The organism is Marinobacter sp. LA51, from assembly GCF_030297175.1.
GTDB classification, from domain to species: domain Bacteria; phylum Pseudomonadota; class Gammaproteobacteria; order Pseudomonadales; family Oleiphilaceae; genus Marinobacter; species Marinobacter apostichopi.
In genome coordinates, this window is the sequence record NZ_AP028070.1 from 3,561,827 (window position 1) to 3,583,552 (window position 21,726).

The following is a 21,726-nucleotide window of genomic DNA, read 5'->3' on the forward strand; positions in this document are numbered from 1 at the left end:
AGTGTGTTTCCAAATTAGCCTTGGCGTACCAATCAGCCGACAACCCCTAACCGCCCGGAGTGTCACCGCGTGCCCGAATTACCCGAAGTTGAAACCACCCGGCGCGGCATCGCCCCCCATTGTGAAGGGCAGTGCATCACCCAGGTCACGGTTCGTAATCCCAGCCTGCGCTGGCCGGTGCCGGATGACCTAGCCGAACGCCTCGAAGGCCAGACCATCCGCACCGTGGATCGGCGTGCCAAATATCTGTTTTTAAACCTGGACGGCGGCACGGTGATTGTTCACCTGGGCATGTCCGGCAGCCTGCGCGTCATTTCCGACCAGGCCCCGCCTATGACCCACGATCATGTCGAGCTGACGTTACAGAGCGGTGTCGTCCTTCGCTTTAATGACCCGCGACGGTTTGGTTGCTGGCTGTGGTCAGACGCCGCCGACAGCCATCCGCTGATTGCCAGCCTGGGGCCCGAACCCCTGTCGGCAGAGTTCAACGGGGCCATGCTGTACCGGCTGTCCCGATCCAAGAAGACCCCGGTCAAATCCTTCATCATGGATAACCATGTGGTGGTGGGCGTGGGCAACATTTACGCTAACGAGGCCCTGTTCAAGGCCGGCATTCACCCCAGACGGCAGGCAGGACGGATCAGCCTGGATCGCTACCACCTGCTCGCCGAGGCGATCCGGGAAACCCTCAGTGCGGCCATACTGATGGGCGGAACCACCCTGCGGGACTTTGTAAATAGCGATGGCAAACCGGGCTATTTCGCCCAGTCACTGCTGGTGTACGGACGAACCGGCGCTCCGTGCCCTGAGTGCGAGACCGCTTTAAAGGAAATCCGGATGAACAATCGTTCCACCGTCTATTGCCCCCGCTGCCAGCGATAGCCGACGACACAAATGCACAATTTGCAACGAAAAATCGTTTGAAAATACGCAAATATGATTCATAGTTAACAGAGATTTCATGCCCTTCGTCTACACTGGGAGGCATATTCAGCGTCCACTCGGCGTCCACAAGGTGCGGTCGGCACAATCGGACGCGACAGAAACCACCGGGGCGACAAGTTCAGGAGACAGTACGATGACTCGAAAGATTTCCCGCACACTGATGGCCACGCTGGCCGCCTGCCTGTTGGCGTTTTCTTCTGTCGGGCATGCCAAGGCGGTGGATGAAAGTCCCTCTGCGCTGGCGATGACCGGTGATGCCATTTTCGCCCGTCCGGTCCTCTTTGCCACCACTATTATCGGCAGCGCCGTTTACCTGGTGTCGTTACCGTTCTCATTGCTAGGCGGAAATGCCGGAGAAGCCGGCGAAGTTCTGGTCGTGGGTCCTGCCAAAGCGACGTTCGTGCGCTGCCTGGGCTGCACCCGGGTTGGCCGCAAGCCTGAACCGGTTCAGCAAAACGCCGAGTAACACCACAGCGAATCCGTACTATCCCGGCTTGCCAAGGCCGGATTTCTGCGGCAGCCTGAAGAAAAATCTTCAGGCTGTTTTTGTTTATGGTGAATTGGTCCTCGCTGGAGACGGTGTTCCTCGATATGGATGGAACCCTTCTCGATCTGCATTTTGACTCCCATTTCTGGCTGGAACACCTGCCGCTGCGCTACGCAGAACGGCACAACCTCGCCCATCAGGACGCTAAAGACCATGTCATTCCGATGATCATGGCCGAACGTGGCACCCTGAACTGGTACTGCACCGATTACTGGAGCAAGCGGCTAGCTCTGGACATCACCGAGCTGAAATCAGAAGTGGGCGACAAGATTGGTTACCGCCCCCACGTCATCGATTTCCTCGACGCCCTGCGCGGGTCGGGCCTGTGCACGGTAATTGTTACCAATTGCCATCCGGATCCCCTGAAACTGAAACTGGAACGAACCGGACTGGACCAGCGGGTCGATGACATCGTATCCAGTCACCAGCTCGGACGCGCCAAGGAAGACCGGCAGTTCTGGCAGGACCTGCATCAACTGGCGCCCTACCAGGCCAGCTCAACACTGATGGTGGACGACAGCTTCCCGGTTCTTGAGAGTGCCCGGGATGCCGGCATCGGCCAGTGTCTGGCGGTCCTGGCGCCCGACAGTCAGCAAGCGGCGCATAAGCAGCATCCGGACATCCCCGGCATTCATCATTTCGATGAAGTGCTGCCAGCGTTGCGCCACCGCCAGTCTCTGCCATCCGGTCGGTGAGCAGGTTATAATCATTTCAGGCGTTCATCAGGCGAGGAGACATGGCGGCACCCACCACTGACGACAACCGCGTAAGACTCGACAAATGGCTCTGGGCGGCGCGTTTCTACAAAACCCGCTCCCTGGCCAAGGAAGCCATTGAGGGCGGCAAGGTCCACTACAACAACCAGCGCTGCAAGCCCGGCAGGATGGTGGAAACCGGCGCAAAGTTGACTCTGCGATTGGGTTGGCAGGAAAAAGTCATCATCGTTGACGACATTAGCGACCGCCGTCGGGGCGCCCCGGAAGCCCAGAAGCTTTATCACGAGACCGACGACAGCATTAAAAAACGGGAAGACCTCGCGTGGCAGCGTAAAACCATGCAGGCCGCCCAATTACCACCGGCGCGACGGCCGTCCAAGAAAGACCGCCGCGATATCCAGCGTTTCCGCGAGCAGAACAACATCTGACTCTTTTCCAGCGCAGCGCGCCGAACGACCAAAACCGGGCTCGGCTCTGAGCCCAACTCAGTTTTTTCAGGAGATACACCATGGCATCCCGTGACCAATTCCAGCGCTTTATCTTTGAGGACAGCCAAGTCCGGGGCGCCTGGGTCCAACTGGGGGAAAGCTTCCAGGAAATCGGCAGCCAGGCCCCCTACCCCGATTCCGTTCGCGGTCTGCTGGGTGAGGCACTGGTGGCCAGCGTGCTGATGAGCAGCACCCTCAAGTTCGAAGGCACCCTGTCTCTGCAGGCCCAGGGCGAAGGCCCGCTCCGCACCCTGATGGCTGAATGCAGCCATGACCGTTACATTCGCGGCCTGGCCCGCTTCGATGAGCACGCCGTCAGCGAAGAAAACCTGCACGACATGCTCGGTGAGGGCCGAATGGCGATCACCATCACCCCGAACAAAGGCAACCGTTATCAGGGCGTCGTACCTCGGGAAGAGAACAGCCTGGCGGGCTGCCTGGAGGAATACTTCGAGCGCTCCGAGCAGATTGCCACCAGCCTGATTCTATTCGCCGATGAGCACAGCGCAGCCGGCCTACTGCTTCAGCGCATGCCGGGCACCACAGAGCAGGACGACGATCTTTGGGAGCGAGTCAACCACCTGGCCCGCACCGTGGAAGCGTCTGAGTTGCTGGAACTGGACAGTGAAACCATCCTGCACCGTCTATTCCACGAGGAAACCGTGCGCCTGTTCGAACCCGAGACTGTCGCTTTCCGGTGCAGCTGCTCGCGCGAACGGACCCTGGGCGCCCTGGAAGCGATTGGCAAAGACGAGTGCTACAGCATCCTGGATGAACAAGGCCAGATCGATATGGACTGCCAGTTCTGTCACGCACACTATCGCTTCGATAGAAACGATATTGATCATCTTTTCACCGGTCACACGTTACACTGACACCTTCATGTACATGCCCGGAAGCCGCTCATGGCGCGGCTTCCGGGGCAGTCGTTTTTTACCGGCGCCTCTGGCATAATAGCGCGCCTGAATTGACCCGATTGTTCAGATTTCCGCCAAATTTTGGGGGGCGGCCTGAGCAATCACGAAGACATCCCAAGGGCGAGGTCGAAGTGAGCAACACTTATAATGATCTGAGTACAGCACAACTGGTCGAGCAGGCACTGGCGCGCAACGAAGGCCAGCTAGCTGCTAACGGTTCACTGGTTGTGAAAACCGGTGAGCGCACAGGCCGGTCTCCCATGGACCGTTTTATCATCGAAGAGCCGAGCACCGCTGATGATATCCACTGGGGTCCGATCAACCGCCCGTTTGACGCCGAAAAGTTCGACGCCCTCTGGGATCGAGTTGAGGCCTACATTGCCGAGAAAGACCAGTTCGTGTCTCACGTTCACGTCGGCTCTGATCCCGAGCACTATCTCCCGGTCAAGATGACCACCGAAACCGCGTGGCAGAACCTGTTTGGTCGCAACCTGTTCATTCGCCCGGACAGCTACAATCCGGCCGACAAGCAGGAATGGCAGATCCTGAACGCCGCCAACTTTGAGTGCGATCCCGAGCGCGATGGCACCAACAGCAACGGTACGGTCATGATCAACTTTGCCAAGCGCAAGGTCCTTCTGGCTGGGATGCACTACGCCGGCGAAATGAAGAAGGCCATGTTCTCCGTACAGAACTTCCTGCTGCCCGAAAAAGACGTTCTGCCGATGCACTGCTCGGCCAACGTCGGCGAAGACGGCCAGACCTGCCTGTTCTTCGGCCTGTCAGGCACTGGCAAGACTACCCTGTCTGCCGATCCGAACCGCTTCCTGATCGGTGACGACGAGCACGGCTGGGGCCCAGGCACCGTATTCAATGTGGAAGGTGGCTGCTACGCCAAGTGCATCGACCTGTCCCAAAAGAACGAGCCCATTATCTGGGACGCAATCCGCTTTGGTGCCATCGTCGAAAACGTCACCATTGATCCGGAAACCCGCGAACCGGACTACACCGACGTCTCGCTCACCGAGAACTCCCGCTGCGCCTACCCGCTGGAGCATGTGGAAAAGCGTGTACTTGAGAACCGTGCTGGCGAGCCTTCGCACATCGTCTTCCTGACCTGCGACATGACCGGTGTATTGCCGCCGGTGTCGATCCTGACCAAAGAAGCGGCGGCCTACCACTTCCTGAGCGGTTACACCGCGCTGGTTGGCTCTACCGAGATGGGTTCTTCGTCCAAGCTGAAGTCCACCTTCTCCACCTGCTTTGGCGCACCGTTCTTCCCGCGTCCGGCCGGCGTTTACGCCGAACTGCTGATGAAGCGGATGGACGAGTTCGGCAGCAAGGTGTTCCTGGTAAACACCGGCTGGACCGGCGGTCCTTACGGTGAAGGCCAACGCTTCAGCATCCCGACCACCCGCGCCATCATTGCCGCCATTCAGAACGGCGATCTGGACGACGTGGAAACGGAGCACCTGCCGACCCTGAACCTGGACGTACCCAAGTACATCCCAGGGGTAGACTCCTCGCTGTTGAATCCACGTAACACCTGGACCAGCCCGGAGTACTACGACGGTAAGGCGGCGGAGCTGATCTCCCAGTTCGTGGAGAACTTCAAGAAGTTCGACGTCTCTGACGCGATTGTTGAGGCCGGCCCGAAGCTCTAAGCCAGCCCGAATAAAAAAAGCGCCCTGCGAAAGCACGGCGCTTTTTTTGTATTAATGGTACCGATGATCATAGAGGCACTTTCAGCCGGAATACACGTCAGCTTATTTTACATATTTGCCAAAAGAGCCGTTCGGTTACTGTACAACTCCTTGCCACGTCGAGCATTTTTAGTGTCCTGGCATCGTTGATGCTTCTACTGTTCCGAGCCTAAGGGAGGGCTTAACCAAAAAACAGAAGGAACAGGAATATGCCTAAATTCACCAGAATACTGCAGGGAGTCGGTTTGGCATTGGCAATGACCGCCACGTCAGCTACTGCCGCACTGATTGATTTCTCCAGTGCGGCTTGGTCTGGGGCGGGAGGCACCAGCAGCCACACCGTGGGCGCCGTGACCGCGTCAACCAATCACGGACGTCTGACCCATGATAGTAGCCACGGTCTTGGAATCTACGACCGTGATTTTCTCACCGGAACGGGTGATGAAGTTGATAACAGGGAAATGCTGTCGATCGATCTGGGCGCGTCAGCCCTAATTGAAAAAATCGTTTTACACAAGCTTTTCGCGAATGAGGGGCCTTGCCCATTCTGTTACGACGAGAAGGGCGAATATCGTCTGGATGGCGGCAGCTGGATGAGCTTCACCGGCACCATGTCGAGCCAACCAGGCATGCTTGCCATCATGGTCGGCGCTGCGGCTCAAACCATCGATTTTCGTGCGGATCGCCCGTTGCTAGACGACTTTGCACTCAAAGCCATCAAGACTCCTGAGCCGGGCACGCTCGCCCTCCTGGGCTTGGGCCTGGCTGGAATCGGTGCCATTCGCCGTCGCAAAACTGCCTGATCCTGCCAATGGTCAACTGACCGCTGGAACGCTCAGCACGAGCAAGTTCGCCCGAAGCCCAGCTTCGGGCGTCTTTATTCTGCGTAGAACAGCAGAGGCACGAACGCCACCAGCACCAGCGAGATCCCCATAGCAATGAGCGGCATGATGATGCGTTCATGGCGCTGGTAAAAGGTGCCGGATTCCTGCTGGGCCGCCAACACTTCCGCTTCACCCACCACTTGCCGGGTCAGCAAATGATTCAGCGCCACCGGCGGACTCAGGTAGCCCAGCTCGAAGGCCACCAGGGTGACCATCCAGAAGTGAATCGGGTGAATGCCGCTGGCATAGGCAATAGTCGCCACGGTTGCTGTGACCAGAATGACCGCGCCGAAGGCGTCCATGATCATGCCCAGTATCACCAGGATGACCACCATCAGAAGCATGGCCGACCAGGCACTGTCGAACGCCTGTGGAAAACTTTGCATGATGTGGGAACGCTCGATCACACCACCAATACTAACGGACAGTCCCAACAACAGAAGCAGGGCACCGATTTCCGCCGTCGTGTCGTTGGTGGCTTTCCGCAAGCAGCTTTCCAGGCCCGGGTGGTCAGTCTCGCCCGAGGCCTTGCCCCGGCGGGGTTTCAGGCCGAAGTGCTCGTACGCGAGGATGGCCAGCATAATCACCGGCAACAGGCGTGGCGCAGAGAATTCATCCATGCTGACATCCAGCGCCGTTCGGTACAGAAGCACTACGGCAACGATTACCAGCACATAGGGAATTAGCGGCTTCATTGCTTGTAGCATGGCCGGAAACGCCACTGAAGACGGCGCCAACTCGAACTTGCTCTGGCGATTCACGGTCAGTGCCACCAAAAGAAACATCGTGGCGGTCAGGACAAACACCCAAATGCCCCAGCCAAACAAATCGTCCGTGGTGACTTCCCGGTTCAGGTACGCTATCACCACCACCAGAAGGCACGGACGCAACACGACACCCAGTGAGCCGGACATGGCCGTGGCAGCCAGCGCCAGCTGACGTCGGGCGCCCGCGGCCCGTAATTCACTGTAGATGACCGCACCGGCGGCAATCACAAAGATACCCGAAGCACCGGTGTAGGCGGTCGGGATGGCAGCAACCAATACCGCCACCACGGCCAGCATTTCCGGCGGCATGCGCCAGGGCCGGAAGACATTAAACACCAGGGTGGCCAAGCGGGTCTGCTTCAGCATCATGCCAACCCAAACGTACAGACCTACATTCAGGAACATGTCGGACAGTTCCATCATCTTGCCGAGATAGATGCCAATTCCCGAGGCATGGCCGATTAGCGCAAAGTAACTGCCAGAGATTAGACACATCCCGGTGTAGAGCGGCACGGCCAGGAACGCCTTGTTCAAATTGCCGCCCTCTTCCAGCTCTTCCGGTACCCGGAATAAGCGATAAAGGCTGGCCAGGGTCAGGCAACCAAAGCCCGCAATCCAGAAATTATGCAGCAGCAATTCTTCCGATGAGACCGAGGTTTCGGCCCCCAGGGTGGACTGGCGGAATATGACACTGGACCCCAGCAACATGGCATTGGCGATGGTTTGCAGGGTATGGGATACAACGTAGTCCAGCCGGGTTTCCATGGCTCGCATGGCAATGTGGTGGCGGGTCAGCGTAGCGGTTACCGCGCACAGCATGACCAGGAGAACGAGGATATAGCGCTGGGACGAGAGCCCAAAGGCAATCAGATCGGCAATGAACAGCTCAACCGCCCGGTAAGCTTTGACACCCAGCGTCAGCTGCCCCTGAAGGCTTTGGTAGCTCTGGTAGGCTTCCCGACAATCCGCCAGCGACCGCTCAATGGCAAGCCGCACTTCTGCCGGATTCTTCTCCACAGCGCCGAGCAGAGCCGCCATCGGATCGTCGCTGGCCGGCGCTTCCGCCATTTCCGCCGCAACGGTCGCATCAACGTCTCGGTTAGCGTTGCAGGTGGGCTGAACCGGATCCATTCGCAGCTTGTAATAGCCGCTCCAGAGCTGTTCGCCCCCGCGCAGCATCTGGTTGTGGATATCACTACTGGTCGAGAATACCACCACCGCCAACAGCAACAGACAGGCGGGCAGAGAGGAGAACCACTCCAACCCGCTGCGACGGACTCCAACCTTGGAAAGCGCTACATTCTGGGACATGGCGAAGTTACAACAGGTCGTCCAGGTTCATGGTTTCTACCTCGTCCGGCTGGTCATCCCAAAAGCTGCCCAGCTGGCCCAGAGGGGTGCGATGGCCGGTATTCTCCACCCAGAGCCGATCGGAAATGGCGACGATCATGTTGGTGGCCATGGCATCTACAAATCGCCAGTCGGCGTTGGCGGGTGTCTGCTCGAGCGAGCGCGCGTGCTCCCGAATGACGTGTTTGACCAGATCCTGGTCACCCTTGTTAATCGCTGCGATGGCGTGGAATACGTGCGGCAGACGAACCCCTGCTGCCTCGCCCTGCCCGTCGGCAATATCGAGGCGTTCGAAGGCATTTTCACCTTCCGGCTCTGCGCCCGGGATCATGGCCCAGACAGTTGCCCGAAGCGCCATGGGGGCTCCCCACCACTTTTCGTTCTCAAGACATTCCGTTGCCCGGGCGACAATCGAGCCGACATTGGCAGGTACGCCTATGGAAGATGTCGACTGGATCTGGGCATTCAGCGCCTGCAGGCCAGACAACAGGCCCGCCAGGTAAATAAACTCATCTTTGTCATCGGCGAAATCCGGGCATTCGCCAGTTCCGGGCGCACCGTAGTAGGCATTGTGATGCTTCCAGCCCTTGAAATAGCGCTCGGAAGCCAGGACATAGGCGCGTTTCTGACGAATCAGGGCGTCCTCGGCTTCGTTGGCATTCATGGCGTGCATGGCCGCCAGACCATCCAGCTCGAACTCCCGGGCCTTCTCCTCGGCGCAACCACCCGCCGAAAGATACAGCATGACGGCCAGCTGATCCGGCTCAGAAGTGACCCGACCGAAGGACATCAGCAGCGGCGCGGTAGCCTCACTCATAGCACAGCCCATGGCCAGATCGCTGCTTTCCAGCAGGTAAGGCACGGTGTGATCCCGGGAGAAGCCTTGCATGACGTCGCCCGTGGTCTTGTAGAGCATGTTGTTGACTGCTCCACAGCCACTGAGTAACGCCCCTGCCATCAGTGCGGCACCCCATCCCTTCAGCCGGGGCCAAACGGGTGATCGTTCCAGTGAGTGAGTCAGGGGATCTGTCATCGTAGGTCTACCTTTAGCGTTTTTATTCTCAACGTTGTGCGTGGGCATGATGCCGCCGATCCAGCCCAACCCACCGTGTTACAGACTGTAACCAAGGCCGCATTATGGCTCACAAGATCCTGTTTTTATGAGACCGGCGCCGCAAATGACGCCAAACACCGCGGCAAATCCCGGAGCCGGAATTTGCACATTGAACGCCAACCCACTATAGATGAGACCAACTGCAGGCCATCGCGCCTGTAGCCAGCACCCAGACCAAAACAGAAATAAAAAAGGAGTATCCGATGCGCAAACCCGAACTAGCTGCCGCTATTGCTGATCAAACCGGCCTAACCCGCGACAAGGCCAGCGAGGTGATTACCGCGTTTACCGATCAGGTCTCTGCGGCCGCTGCGAGGGGTGAAGACGTCACCCTGATCGGTTTTGGTACGTTCAATATTCGCTCCCGGGAAGCGCGGGATGGCAGGAACCCGCAAACCGGAGCCAGCATTCGCATTCCGGCCAGCAAGACCGTTGGCTTCAAGGCCGGCAAGGGACTTAAGGATAAAATCAGCTGACTAAGACGGGGCCTGCGCTGACAGGCCCCGTTATATCGCGAACAACAACGCAAATCACTTTCAGGAAGCACACTCTGCGCGGGTTGCATCCACCCGGCACCGAATCGCCTTCATCAACTTGATGGCCCGTTCGTCAAAAACCCCATCATCCAGCAGCGACAGCCGCACCTTGCGCAGCATCTTGTCGTACTCGGCAGTGTCTTCCTGCGGCAAGTTCATCCACACCGTCTTGGGAATCTCCGCTTCGGCCTGGGCGATGATGTCGTACGCTTCATCAATGCGTTTGATTGATTCATTACGCACCATCTGAGCCGCCTCATCCGGGAAACGGTCACGGTGGATAATCACCTGGAAGTTCATGTAGCCAATCGCGTATTTCACGACGGCACCGTTAGGCTCAACGCCCTTGTAGAGTTCAAGCGGTGTGTAGGCAACTGCCGGGGCGTAGGCGAGGTCGACGCTGCCATTATTGAATTTTCCGGCAAAATTGGCCGAGTTAGAGCCCACCACCGAAGCACCAACGTGCCGGACCATGCGCACGGAAGCCTGATCATAATCCAGGGTCGCAATACGCTTGCCCTGGAGCTTCTCCACGGAATCGATTCCACGGTCACGGGTATGCAGGTAAATCGCCCCACCCGGGAACACACCGGCGACTTCATAGGGGCCGTCAATCAGGAATGGTCGAGCCTTGGCCTGGCTAAGGGTGTTGTACAGAAGGCGCATCTCCTGCTCGCCGGGAACGGCTCCCATCGCTTCCAGGCTGCCGGTGAACTTGTTGAACTCCCGGGCCCGGGTGCCAGTGAGCAACACAGCATCGCACTGGCCCGCCTTGAAGTCCTCGGCGGCCACCTTTTCATCGGTATAGGCCCGAAGGTTCAGCTTGATGCCCTGCTTCAGGGCCACCGGCTGGAAGGTCTTGGTGATGGCAAACAGGGGGCCATTAGCACCTACCGGATCGAATACGCAAAAGCTGCGTTTCAGCGTTTCACCCTGGCCATGGCTCAGGGTAGGGGAAAAAAGACTGACACACAGGGCGGCAGCCATGGCCACCCGATGCGGGAAGGTTGCTGATGTCACGGGAGGACTCCTGATGTTTTTATTGTCGGGCGCCGGTACGTCCAGGTGTACCGACCGGCCCGCTTTCCTTGGCTGACAGTAAGCCGGCCTCGGTAAGGATACGTTGGCACCGGTGGCTGTCATCAAGGACTTTTCAGGAACAACAGGAGATTCTGTGATGGTGTCGACAGAGATATCACTACCTCTGCCGCATTTTGACCGGGATCCGCGCTCAGGTCTCCGGGTGCTGCCAGGCCACCTTGCCCCCAGCCAGGGTCAGGCGCACCACACCCGGCACTTCGCGACCGGTAACCGGCGCGTGGCGACCTACCGAAAGCAGGGTATCGTCTGCCGGCGTCCAGTAGTGCTCTGGGTTGAACACGCACAGGTCGGCCACTTCACCCTCCGCCAATCGGGCGGTGCGTCCCAGAACCGAAGCAGGCCCCGAAGTCAGCGCCCGCATAAGTTCCGGGAATCCCAGCTCATTCAGTTCCACCAACTCCAGCCCCAGGGAGAGAACACTCTCAATGGTGGACAGACCCGGTTCGGTGGCCGCCAGGGGAGCCTGTTTGGCCGCTGTATCGTGGGGTTGGTGCTGGCTGGTGATGGCATCGATGACGCCGTCCCGGACACCGGCAAGCAGTGCCTTCCGATCGCGTTCACTGCGCAGCGGCGGCCGGACATGGAAACGACTGTCGAAGCCGGCCAACGCGTCCTCGGTGAACAGCAGCTGATGAATGGCCACGTCGGCGGTTACCGCAATACCACGACTGCGGGCCTCGGCAAGCATCTCGACACTGCGGGCACAGGACAGTTGACTCAGGTGCAACCGTGCCCCGGTTTCTTCGGCCAGCAGGATCATCTCCATCACCGCCGTGGTTTCGGCCACTTCAGGAATGCCAAGTAACCCCAGACGAGACGTCACCACGCCATCGTGGGCATAGCCATCCGCCGCCAGGGCCTGGTTCTCCGGTCGGAACATGACCGTCAGGCCAAAGGTCTGGGCGTAGGCCATACACCGACGCAGAACCCGGGCATTGCGCACACCCCGGCCGCCATTGCCCACCGCGACACAGCCAGCAGCGGCCAGACCCGCCATATCACTGAGCAGTTCGCCTTCCAGGCCCCGGGTGATGGCACCCACCGGCAGAACGTGAACAGAGGCCCGGTTGCTGGCCAGATCCCGGATCAGGTTGGTCACCGCACCCGAGTCATTGACCGGCGATGTCTCCGGCGAGGCGCACACCGTGGTGAAGCCACCGTGGGCGGCCGCCCGGGTTTCCGACTCGATATTGCCTTTCTGACCGTTGCCCGGCTCCCTCAGGTTGCAGTGCAGGTCGACAAAGCCCGGGCTGATGACACAGCCTTCGGCATTCACAGTTCCATCGGCACTGGCCCGTGCCGCCGCCTCGCCCATGGCCACAATGTGGCCGTCTTTAATGAGCAGGGCGGTGTTCTCGGCGTCGGTATCCAGGCTATCCAGCAGGCGCCCGCCAACAATCTTCAGGCTTGCGCCGCTGTCTTGAACTGAACGACTCATACCTGTCCTCCCTGAGTCTGCGTGCGCTGGCGTTCGGCAAGCTGCCCGCCCATGGCCATGGACATTACCGCCATGCGGATCGCGATGCCGTTGGTCACCTGATTCAGGATGACCGACTGCGGCCCATCGGCCACTGCCGATTCAATCTCAACTCCACGGTTGATCGGGCCCGGGTGCATCACAATGCAATCCGGATGCGCCAGCGCCAGCTTGTCCCGGTTCAGCCCGTACAGCCGATAGAACTCTCGCTCACTGGGCAACAGGGCACCCTCCATTCGCTCGTTCTGGAGCCGAAGCATGATCACCACATCGAGGTCTTTCATGCCCTCAGCCATGTCGTAGTAAACGGTACAGCCCAGGCTCTCGACATCCTTGGGCAACAAGGTGCCCGGCGCAATGACCCGCACCTCGGCGACACCGAGGACATTGAGCGCCCGGATCTGCGAGCGCGCTACCCGTGAGTGCAAGACGTCTCCAACAATGGCGACTTTCAGGCCCTCGAATCCGCCCTTGTGCTGGCGAATGGTGAGCATGTCCAGCATGGCCTGGGTCGGGTGGGCATGACGGCCATCACCGGCATTGATGATGGCCACCCCGGGCGTGACGCTCTCGGCGATAAAGTGTGGCGCTCCACTCTGAGAATGGCGCACAACAAACATGTCGCTGGCCATCGCCTCGAGATTCAGCAGGGTATCGGACAGGGATTCACCTTTGGAGGTGGCCGAAGTGCTGATATCCAGATTAAGCACGTCGGCGGACAGCCGTTTTGCTGCCAACTCGAAGGTACTTCGGGTACGGGTACTGGACTCAAAGAACAGGTTCACCACCGTGCGTCCTCGCAGCAGCGGAACCTTCTTGATGGTGCGCTCCCCCACTTCGATGAAGGAATCAGCGGTATCCAGAATGTCCGTCAACAGGTCACGGCTTAGACCGTCGAGAGTCAGGAAATGGCGCAACTGACCATCCCGGGTCAGCTGCAAGTGGTGCGGGGAAGGATCGTTTGCGGTCATGAGTCGCCTGTATGCTGTTCGGGTTTCTTATCGTTAGCGTATGGCCAAAAAAAGCCGAATCAATGTCCGGCTTCCTGGAGCTCAATGTGTAAGGGATCGGGACCCCGCAGCTTCACCCGCTGATGCGCTTCCAGGGCCAGGGTCCGGCCAACAACGTCAGGCTGCACCGGCAGTTCCCGGGCGCCCAGATCAATCAGGGTGGCCAGAATGATACTGGCTGGACGACCATAGTCGAAGATCTCGTTCATGGCAGCACGAATAGTCCGGCCACTCATGATCACATCGTCGATCAGAATCACGTCACGACCTTCGGTATCGAACGGCAGGCTCGAGGGCTTCACCCTCGGGTTCAGGCCAATACGGCTGAAATCATCACGGTAGAAGGAAATATCCAGCTCACCGAAGGGCTCATCCAGGCCCAGGCGCTTGCTGAGTACATCGGCGAGCCAGACACCACCGGTCCGGATGCCTATCAATGCCGGCTGGTCCACGCCCCGGTCTGCCAGAACCTGGCGCAGGCCGGTTTCCAGCTCATTCAGCAGCTGGTCGATATCAAGCAGTGCGGTCATTACTTCCTCGCTGTTGTAGAGGCCTTGATCGGTCAGTGATCGACCCGGTCACGCTGGAGGCCAAACCAGGTTTCCAGAATCAGTACGGCGGCCCGGTCATCAACACCGTGGCGGCCGAAATCCCGACTACCCCCGGCGGCCATCACCTCACCCTTGGCTTCGAAACTGGTGAGGCGCTCATCCACCATCTCGACAGCCACATGGTAGCGGCCGTGGAGTCGGTTGCCGAATTTCCGGGCCCGGGCACACATCTCGTTCTCGGTGTCGTCCATGTTCAGCGGCAAGCCCACCACTACCAGGTCCGGCTGCCATTCCTGGAGCAATGCCTCCACTTTGGACCAATCAGGAATGCCATCCCGGGCCGGAATCATCGCCACGGGCTGACCGGTACCCAGCATTTCCTGACCCGAGGCTACGCCGATGCGGCGGGTGCCGTAATCGAAAGCCAGCACGCGACGGTTGCCCGGTTCAGGCATGTCCAATGGACTCACTGAGCTGGTTCAAATCGATGCCGATCAGCTTCAACACCGCCTTGTAGCGATCTTCCCAGGGGGTACGGAAGATAATGTCGGTGGAGGCGGGACAGGTGAGCCAGGAGTTGCTGCCCAGTTCCTGTTCAAGCTGGCCCTCACTCCAGCCGGCATAGCCCAGGGCCACCAGGAATTCCTCCGGCCCCTGGTTCTGACCGATGCCGGCCAGAATATCCCGGGACGTAGTCAGCAGCACATCGTCGGTCACCTCGGCGGTATTCTGCCAGCTGGTTCCCGGCGGGTGCAGGACAAACCCCCGCTCAGGCTCTACCGGACCGCCGCTGTATACCGGAAGATCCAGTTCGCCGCCGTGCATATCCAGTTGTTCCAGGATTTCACCCAGGTGGATGTCCAGGGGCTGGTTGATCATCAGGCCAAGTGCGCCATCGTCGGAATGCTCGCACAGGTAGATCACCGCGCCGTGGAAACGTGGGTCCGCAAGATAGGGTGACGCCACCAGGAAGTGGTGCCTCAGGCTGTTGGGAGAATGCTTTGATGCTGTCATCCGGAAGTCAGCCCCCGCCGCTGGAAAGACCAGGTTCGTATGATTTCCAATTCGTCCACCTTCTTGCCCATAGAGTCCGGGAACGGCGCAAACGGCGACGCCATTCGGACGATTCGGATGGCGGCGTCATCCAGCACTGTACTTCCGGAGGACTGAAGCACCGCCACTTCCTTGATTGTGCCATCTTTGCGGAGGGAAACCAGCATTCGAAGTGTGCCGTAAATTCCTGCGCGTCGTGCTTCGGTGGGGTAATTGATGTTGCCAACCCGGGTGACCTTGCTGATCCAGTTCTGGACGTACCAGGCGTTGGTCGATTTCAGGGTCGAGGCGGCCGTCACCCGCATCACTCGCGGCTTGCGTGCATAGGCCTGTTGCTGGGCATCAAGGCGCGCTTCCAGGCTCGCAATTTCCAGGCTCCGCTCCATCAGGCTCTTCTTTTCACGAACCGGCACCGGCTCCTCAACCGGTTCGGTGCGTTCCGTCGGCTGCTCAATCTTGCGACTGGACTGGGCCTCGGTTTGCACCACCTGTTGTTCACGCACAGGCTGCGGTTCCGTTTTCGAAGGCGGCTCCGGTTGCACTTGGGCCTCTTCCTGCTGGCTGACCTGGGCCGGGTTCGGCGTGGTCATTTCCTCGGCCTGTTCCTCACTGCCACTGCCCTGCTGATTGGTCTGAGCCAGAAAATCGGCTTCTTCCGGTGCCAGTTCGTCCTCAAACTGCGACAGGGTAATTTCCATGGTCTGTGCCGAAGACCGGGGCGGCTCCGGGGCAAAGGTAATCCCCAACACGATCATGGCATGCACCGCGAGCGCCATAAAAAGGGTAAAGGAAAACCGGTCGAAGTCGCTTACCTGAACTGCCATTCCAGATCCTGGTTAAATCGTTAGCCCCGGGCCAGGCATTACGCCCGTTTTCGCGCCTCCAGGCGCTTGGCAACCGCGTCCATCAACAGGCCGGCAATATCGATGCCGAACGCCGTGTCGAGCTCGCGGATACAGGTGGGGCTGGTTACATTGATTTCAGTGAGATAATCGCCAATGACATCAAGCCCGACAAACATCAGGCCTTTTTCCTTGATGATCGGGGCAACACGGTCGCAGATCTCGCGGTCCCGCGCCGTCAATTCGCGCCCTTCACCTCGGCCACCTGCCGCCAGATTGCCACGATTCTCGCCTTGCGACGGAATACGTGCAAGGGCGTAAGGCACAGGTTCGCCCTCAATCATCAGAATGCGCTTGTCGCCGTCGGTGATCTCCGGAATGTACTTCTGGGCCATGGCCTGGTGCTCACCGTAATTGGTCAGCGTTTCAATGATGACGCCCAGGTTAAAGTCGTTTTCCCGGATCCGGAAAATCGAGTGTCCGCCCATGCCATCGACCGGTTTCATGATGACATCACCATGGCGGGCGTAAAATTCCTTGAATCGGGTCGCTGACCGGCTTACCAACAACGGCGGGGTCAGATCCTCGAACTGGGTAGCAAACAGCTTCTCATTGCAATCCCGCAGGGTTGCCGCCGGGTTCACCACCAGGGCACCTTGCTGCTCCGCCGACTCAAGGATGTAGGTCGCCATCAGGAACTCACGGTCCACTGGTGGGTCCTTGCGCATCAGGATGACATCCAGGTCCCCCAGAGCACGATCCTGACTGGGTCCAAAGCTGTACCAGTTTTCGGGATCGTTGTGCACCGTCAGGCCCCTGGTTTCGGCCATGGCCCTGCCACCGTCCATGTACATGTCCGGCAGTTCCATATATTCGATTTCCCAGCCACGTTTTTGCGCCGCCAGCAACATCGCCAGTGAACTGTCTTTCTTGAAGTGGATATCCTCTATTGGATCCATCACGATCCCGAGTCGGACTGTCATAGTGCCTCTTGAAATCCAAGGGTTGAAAACACGAACCGGTCAGCAGAGTGGACCGGGCAATAAGTGCTATGCTGAGACGTCGAATGGTATTGTACCCGAGCCACGAATGCATCCGCAGAAATCCTCAGCCGATTACGTGACGTTGCAGGCGGAAGTACATTTGGTCACAAAGTAATACTTTTTATCCAGCCATTGATACTCTATAAATAGGCGGGGTTTATAGAACAGCCGTAAGGTTTGTGCTAAAACCCGTTGTAAAATAATGACAGTCGCTGAGCGCAAGGCAGTTGGACAATGGATGACAACTTCGAGAATTTGAAGATCATGGTGATCGACGACAGCAAAACCATTCGTCGCACCGCAGAAACCCTTCTGAAAAAAGTCGGCTGTGAGGTGATCACCGCAACTGACGGCTTTGACGCTCTGGCCAAAATTGCCGATTCCCAGCCGGACATCATCTTTGTCGATATCATGATGCCGCGACTGGATGGCTACCAGACCTGCGCACTTATCAAGAACAATTCCTCCTTTAAAAAGACGCCGGTTATTATGCTCTCCAGCAAGGACGGCCTGTTCGACAAGGCAAAGGGCCGCATCGTCGGCTCTGACCAATACCTGACCAAACCGTTCAGCAAGGACGAGCTGCTCAATACTATCCGCCAATATATCCCCCAGGCGGCACAGTAAACCTGCTGAAACCCAGAACCATCGAGGAACCCATGGCTCGCATTCTCATTGTTGACGACTCCCCCACCGAGGTGAAGAAGATCTCCTCCATCCTGGAAAAGCACCAGCACGACGTTCTGACCGCCGATAACGGCGCAGACGGGGTTGCCAAAGCCCGCGCAGAAACGCCTGACCTGGTGCTGATGGACGTTGTCATGCCCGGCCTGAATGGCTTTCAGGCTACCCGCCAGCTGACCCGCGCTCCAGAAACCGCCTCCATCCCAGTGGTTATCGTGACCACCAAGGATCAGGAAACGGACCGTGTCTGGGGTACCCGTCAGGGCGCCAAAGGTTATCTGGTCAAGCCGGTTAACGAAGACGATCTGATCAAAACAATCAACAATCTGATTGCCTGATCCCCAACCGTGGAGTAAGCATGTCCGCCCAGACCGCCCCCTTTGCCGTTCTGACGGATATCGCCCAGCGCAGCCGGTCCATGGCGGCCGGCTTGCCGGAGCAACAAGAAGCCGTTGAGCTGTGGAACGGTATCGGCTTTATTCTTGCCGGTGAGCGCTATGTGGCTCCCATGGGCGAAGTCACTGAAATCCTCCATGTTCCGAGGTTCACCCACATTCCTGGGGTTCGCCCATTTCTCCTGGGTGCCGCCAACGTCCGTGGCCGCCTCCTTCCCCTGGTAGATCTTGCCAGTTTCTTTGACATCCCCCGCTCTTCGCGCAGTCTGCGCGAACGTCGGGTGCTGGTTGTCGAGGAAGGAGACATCTTCAGCGGGCTGGTGGTCGACAGTGTGTTGGGCATGCAGTACTTCGCTTCTGACAGTTTCAAGGACGCACCAAAAGGTGTGCCTGAAAACGTTCGGCCGTTTGTTACAGGCGGCTACGAGCGTAACGAAGAAGTCTGGAAAGTCTTTTCGGCCGTTGATCTGCTCGACGACGAACGCTTTCTCGACGTCGCACAGTGGTAGGGTGTTGATACTGGCAGGAACATCACCCTGACCGCCTGATACCCGCAACAATAAACTTGCCAATCTTTAAGAAGAGGCCGGGAGCCAGAAAATGAAAAACAGAGCCGGAAGACTCAGTATGGGACAGGGAGGCAACAAGCTGGTTGCCGGTCTGATTGCCGCACTGATTGCACTCACCGTCCTGCTCGTTGTGGTCCTGTTTATCATTAACAGTGACAGCCAGAACGACCAGGAGTACATCGCCAACACCGCTGAGCTGAGGGTACTTTCCCAGGCCATTGCGAAGAACGCGACAGAAGCCGCGGGCGGTACCGCCGAAGCCTTTAACCAGCTCCGGCGTTCACGGGATGAGTTCCAGACGCTCTGGAACAACGTCTCTGAGGGCAACCCGGAAACCGGTCTCCCGCCCAGTGAACTGGCCAACCAGAGTGGCGTAAAGGACAACTGGAATACCGTGCGTGAAAACGCCGACAGCATCCTGTCGACCCAGGACGCGGTTCTGGGCCTGCACGAAGTTGCGCGCACACTGAACGAAACCATTCCACAGCTGCAGGTCGAGTACGACGACATCGTTCAGATTCTGCTCGACAACGACGCCCCGGCCGAGCAGATCGCGCTGGCACAGCGTCAGTCACTGCTGGCTGAACGGATTGTGCGCTCGGTCAACAACGTACTGTCCGGTGACGAAGACGCGGTTATCGCCGCAGACCGTTTCGGACGTGACGCCAGCCTGTTCGGACGGGTACTGGAAGGACAGCTCAACGGCAACCCGGCCATGGGCATCTCGAAGGTAGACGATGAAGACGCCATCTACGGTCTCGAAGCCGTTGATGAACTGTTCGAGTTCGTCTCCCAAAACGTAGACGCCATCCTTGAAGCCTCTCCCGACCTCTTCAAGGTACGTACTGCAGCCAGCGACATCTTCCAGAATTCCGAGATTCTGCTCTCCGAACTGTCCGTACTGGCGGAAGGCTTCCGAAGCCAGTCTGGCTCTCGACTGGTCAGCCCGACCCTCGCCTTCATCATCCTGGCCGCCATGGTTGCCATCGTGGTTATGATCGGCCTGGCCCTGTACCGGGAAACCCAGGAACGCCTGTCAACGACTCAAGAGCAGAACGAGCAAAACCAGAACGCGATCCTGCGACTGCTGGACGAGCTGGCTGACCTGGCCGATGGTGACCTGACTACCGAGGCCACGGTAACCGAGGACTTCACCGGTGCCATCGCCGACTCCATCAACTACGCGATCGACCAGATGCGCGGACTGGTACAGGCGATTCGGGGTACTGCGGTTCGGGTAGCATCAGCGTCCCAGGAAACCCAGGCCACGGCCATGCACCTGGCCGACGCCTCCGAGCACCAGGCTCAGGAAATTGCCGGCGCTTCTGCCGCGGTTAACGAGATGGCGGTCTCCATCGACCAGGTATCTTCAAACGCTGCCGAATCCTCCGCAGTTGCTGAGCGGTCGGTTGCGATCGCGAAGAAAGGTGCCGAGGTGGTACAAAACACCATCCGTGGCATGGACAACATCCGTGAGCAGATCCAGGAAACATCCAAGCGGATCAAGCGCCTGGGTGAGTCGTCCCAGGAAATCGGTGACATCGTATCGTTGATCAACGACATCGCCGACCAAACCAACATCCTGTCCCTGAACGCCGCGATCCAGGCCTCCATGGCCGGTGACGCAGGCCGGGGCTTCGCGGTCGTTGCCGACGAAGTTCAGCGCCTGGCGGAACGTTCTTCTGCGGCAACCAAGCAGATTGAAGCCCTGGTTAAGACGATCCAGTCTGACACCAACGAGGCGGTTATTTCCATGGAACACACCACCGCTGAGGTGGTCCGTGGTGCACGTCTGGCCCAGGACGCGGGTATCGCGCTCGAGGAAATCGAGAACGTATCCATGTCTTTGGCGGAGCTGATCCAGAACATCTCCAACGCCGCACGACAGCAGTCGTCGTCCGCTGCGCACATCTCCAACACCATGAACGTTATCCAGGAAATCACGTCCCAGACCTCGTCCGGTACCAACGCGACCGCGAAGTCTATCGGTAACCTGGCAGAAATGGCGTCCGAGCTTCGGTCCTCCGTTGCCGGCTTCACCCTGCCGGAAGAAGACGTGGCCGACCAGGAAGAAGAGGAAGACAGCGACGTTCCGGTGGTGGGCTGATTTTCGGTCCGGGGCTGTTGACGGTTTATGGCGCAAATGCATAACAACCTGTCACCCGCCGAAGGCATCTGGTCACTGCGCCGACTCCCTGACATGGACGAGGCGCAGTTCCGCCAGTGGCAGACCTTGCTGGAACATCGTACCGGGATAACCCTGTCGGCAGAGCGGCGCTCATTTCTGGAAACCAATCTTGGCATCCGAATGCGGGAAATCGGTTGCAACAGCTATCAGGCCTACTACGAGAAAATCGTATCCGGGCCCGATGCCATCCAGGAATGGTCAACACTGGTGGATCGTCTGACGGTCCAGGAAACCCGGTTCTTCCGGGATCCCGATGCCTTTCGCCTGGTGGCGGATTATGTACTGACCAGACCGAGGGAGCAGTTGCGCAAGCGGCCACTGGAAGCCTGGAGTGTCGGCTGTTCAAGCGGTGAAGAACCTTACACCCTGGCCATGGTGCTGAACGAATGCATGAGCCAGCTGGAGTTGCAGCCCTTATTTGGGATTACCGGTTCCGATATCAGCAAGCCCGCGATTGACAAGGCCCGAGACGGCCTGTTCAACCCCCGCAAGTTGATGGGGATGGACGAAGAGCTGAAAACCCGGTACTTCCGCCCGGCCGAGCGGAACACCGTAGAGATTGTAGAAAGCATCCGTGAACGGGTGTGTTTTACCAGACTCAACGTGCTGGACCTCGACCAGGCTCCCATGCACGGAATGAACATTATTTTCTGCCAGAATCTGCTGATCTATTTCCGCCGCTGGCGCCGGCGGGAAATAGTCAGGCGACTTGCAGAGCGGCTGGCGCCCGGGGGATTGCTAGTGCTGGGCCAGGGAGAGCTGACCGATTGGCAGCCACCGGGTCTGCAGAGACTACCCTCGGAACATGTACTGGCGTGGATCAAGCGCCAGACTGACGAAGAATAA

The 21,726-nt window shown here is 58.6% G+C and carries 22 protein-coding genes and 1 pseudogene; 13 read left to right on the plus strand and 10 right to left on the minus strand.

Features of this window, described 5'->3' with window-relative positions; genetic code table 11:
• Positions 1 to 69 precede the first annotated feature (69 nt).
• The 7 genes and pseudogenes from mutM to QUE89_RS17440 form a co-directional block, all read left to right on the plus strand.
• The gene (mutM, locus tag QUE89_RS16410; protein WP_286221105.1) at positions 70 to 882 is read left to right on the plus strand and encodes a bifunctional DNA-formamidopyrimidine glycosylase/DNA-(apurinic or apyrimidinic site) lyase; all 813 of its coding nucleotides are present in this window, start codon (positions 70 to 72) and stop codon (positions 880 to 882) included.
• 196 nt (positions 883 to 1,078) lie between these two features.
• Positions 1,079 to 1,411, plus strand: a complete 333-nt coding sequence (locus QUE89_RS16415) for a hypothetical protein (protein WP_286221106.1) — start codon at positions 1,079 to 1,081, stop codon at positions 1,409 to 1,411.
• A gap of 86 nt (positions 1,412 to 1,497) precedes the next feature.
• Positions 1,498 to 2,187: a GMP/IMP nucleotidase gene (yrfG, locus tag QUE89_RS16420; RefSeq protein WP_286221107.1), complete on the plus strand. Its 690-nt coding sequence runs from the start codon at positions 1,498 to 1,500 to the stop codon at positions 2,185 to 2,187.
• Positions 2,188 to 2,228: 41 nt separating this feature from the next.
• Positions 2,229 to 2,636, plus strand: a complete 408-nt coding sequence (hslR, locus tag QUE89_RS16425; protein ID WP_286221108.1) for a ribosome-associated heat shock protein Hsp15 — start codon at positions 2,229 to 2,231, stop codon at positions 2,634 to 2,636.
• Positions 2,637 to 2,716: 80 nt separating this feature from the next.
• On the plus strand, positions 2,717 to 3,571 hold the full coding sequence (gene hslO / locus QUE89_RS16430; RefSeq protein ID WP_041342199.1) for an Hsp33 family molecular chaperone HslO: 855 nt from the start codon (positions 2,717 to 2,719) through the stop codon (positions 3,569 to 3,571).
• 173 nt (positions 3,572 to 3,744) lie between these two features.
• Entirely contained in the window at positions 3,745 to 5,277 is a 1,533-nt protein-coding gene (locus tag QUE89_RS16435) for a phosphoenolpyruvate carboxykinase (protein WP_286221109.1), read from the plus strand.
• Between the two features lie 752 nt (positions 5,278 to 6,029).
• Positions 6,030 to 6,119 (plus strand): annotated as a pseudogene (locus QUE89_RS17440) (PEP-CTERM sorting domain-containing protein); the annotation flags it as partial.
• A gap of 74 nt (positions 6,120 to 6,193) precedes the next feature.
• Here QUE89_RS17440 and QUE89_RS16445 read toward each other — a convergent pair.
• Both QUE89_RS16445 and QUE89_RS16450 read right to left on the minus strand, forming a co-directional pair.
• Positions 6,194 to 8,278 carry a TRAP transporter large permease subunit gene (locus tag QUE89_RS16445; protein WP_286221111.1) on the minus strand — a complete coding sequence of 695 codons (2,085 nt, stop codon included), beginning with the start codon at positions 8,276 to 8,278 and terminating at the stop codon, positions 6,194 to 6,196.
• 7 nt (positions 8,279 to 8,285) lie between these two features.
• Positions 8,286 to 9,350: a hypothetical protein gene (locus QUE89_RS16450; RefSeq protein WP_286221112.1), complete on the minus strand. Its 1,065-nt coding sequence runs from the start codon at positions 9,348 to 9,350 to the stop codon at positions 8,286 to 8,288.
• Between the two features lie 284 nt (positions 9,351 to 9,634).
• Here QUE89_RS16450 and QUE89_RS16455 point away from each other — a divergent pair, with 284 nt between their 5' ends.
• On the plus strand, positions 9,635 to 9,907 hold the full coding sequence (locus QUE89_RS16455) for an HU family DNA-binding protein (RefSeq protein WP_138438372.1): 273 nt from the start codon (positions 9,635 to 9,637) through the stop codon (positions 9,905 to 9,907).
• A 60-nt stretch (positions 9,908 to 9,967) separates the two neighbouring features.
• On the opposite strand, the gene QUE89_RS16460 is transcribed toward QUE89_RS16455, so the two are convergent.
• From QUE89_RS16460 to gshB, 8 genes are all read right to left on the minus strand, one after another.
• A complete protein-coding gene (locus QUE89_RS16460; protein WP_286222929.1) occupies positions 9,968 to 10,954 on the minus strand; it encodes a putative solute-binding protein in 987 nt (328 codons plus the stop codon).
• A gap of 244 nt (positions 10,955 to 11,198) precedes the next feature.
• Positions 11,199 to 12,506, minus strand: a complete 1,308-nt coding sequence (locus QUE89_RS16465; protein ID WP_286221113.1) for a dihydroorotase — start codon at positions 12,504 to 12,506, stop codon at positions 11,199 to 11,201.
• Positions 12,503 to 13,516, minus strand: a complete 1,014-nt coding sequence (locus QUE89_RS16470) for an aspartate carbamoyltransferase catalytic subunit (protein WP_286221114.1) — start codon at positions 13,514 to 13,516, stop codon at positions 12,503 to 12,505. The genes QUE89_RS16465 and QUE89_RS16470 overlap by 4 nt, the downstream gene beginning before the upstream one ends.
• A 59-nt stretch (positions 13,517 to 13,575) precedes the next feature.
• Positions 13,576 to 14,085, minus strand: coding sequence for a bifunctional pyr operon transcriptional regulator/uracil phosphoribosyltransferase PyrR (gene pyrR, locus QUE89_RS16475; protein ID WP_203299369.1), 510 nt, complete (start codon positions 14,083 to 14,085; stop codon positions 13,576 to 13,578).
• Positions 14,086 to 14,117: 32 nt separating this feature from the next.
• Positions 14,118 to 14,561, minus strand: a complete 444-nt coding sequence (ruvX, locus tag QUE89_RS16480; RefSeq protein ID WP_286221115.1) for a Holliday junction resolvase RuvX — start codon at positions 14,559 to 14,561, stop codon at positions 14,118 to 14,120.
• Positions 14,554 to 15,120 (minus strand): YqgE/AlgH family protein, encoded by a 567-nt coding sequence (locus tag QUE89_RS16485; RefSeq protein ID WP_203299367.1) that lies wholly within the window; start codon positions 15,118 to 15,120, stop codon positions 14,554 to 14,556. The genes ruvX and QUE89_RS16485 overlap by 8 nt, the downstream gene beginning before the upstream one ends.
• Positions 15,117 to 15,983: an energy transducer TonB gene (locus tag QUE89_RS16490; RefSeq protein WP_286221116.1), complete on the minus strand. Its 867-nt coding sequence runs from the start codon at positions 15,981 to 15,983 to the stop codon at positions 15,117 to 15,119. Before QUE89_RS16490 ends, QUE89_RS16485 begins: the two co-directional genes overlap by 4 nt.
• 38 nt (positions 15,984 to 16,021) lie before the next feature.
• Positions 16,022 to 16,984, minus strand: a complete 963-nt coding sequence (gshB, locus tag QUE89_RS16495; RefSeq protein ID WP_286221117.1) for a glutathione synthase — start codon at positions 16,982 to 16,984, stop codon at positions 16,022 to 16,024.
• 294 nt (positions 16,985 to 17,278) lie between these two features.
• On the opposite strand from gshB, the gene pilG reads away from it, so the two are divergent.
• From pilG to QUE89_RS16520, 5 genes are all read left to right on the plus strand, one after another.
• Positions 17,279 to 17,671: a twitching motility response regulator PilG gene (gene pilG / locus QUE89_RS16500; RefSeq protein WP_041342172.1), complete on the plus strand. Its 393-nt coding sequence runs from the start codon at positions 17,279 to 17,281 to the stop codon at positions 17,669 to 17,671.
• A gap of 32 nt (positions 17,672 to 17,703) precedes the next feature.
• The gene (gene pilH, locus QUE89_RS16505; protein ID WP_041342169.1) at positions 17,704 to 18,066 is read left to right on the plus strand and encodes a twitching motility response regulator PilH; all 363 of its coding nucleotides are present in this window, start codon (positions 17,704 to 17,706) and stop codon (positions 18,064 to 18,066) included.
• 20 nt (positions 18,067 to 18,086) lie between these two features.
• Positions 18,087 to 18,632: a chemotaxis protein CheW gene (locus QUE89_RS16510; protein ID WP_203299363.1), complete on the plus strand. Its 546-nt coding sequence runs from the start codon at positions 18,087 to 18,089 to the stop codon at positions 18,630 to 18,632.
• 91 nt (positions 18,633 to 18,723) lie between these two features.
• Positions 18,724 to 20,799, plus strand: a complete 2,076-nt coding sequence (locus tag QUE89_RS16515) for a methyl-accepting chemotaxis protein (RefSeq protein ID WP_286221118.1) — start codon at positions 18,724 to 18,726, stop codon at positions 20,797 to 20,799.
• Between the two features lie 27 nt (positions 20,800 to 20,826).
• Positions 20,827 to 21,726 (plus strand): CheR family methyltransferase, encoded by a 900-nt coding sequence (locus tag QUE89_RS16520; RefSeq protein ID WP_286221119.1) that lies wholly within the window; start codon positions 20,827 to 20,829, stop codon positions 21,724 to 21,726.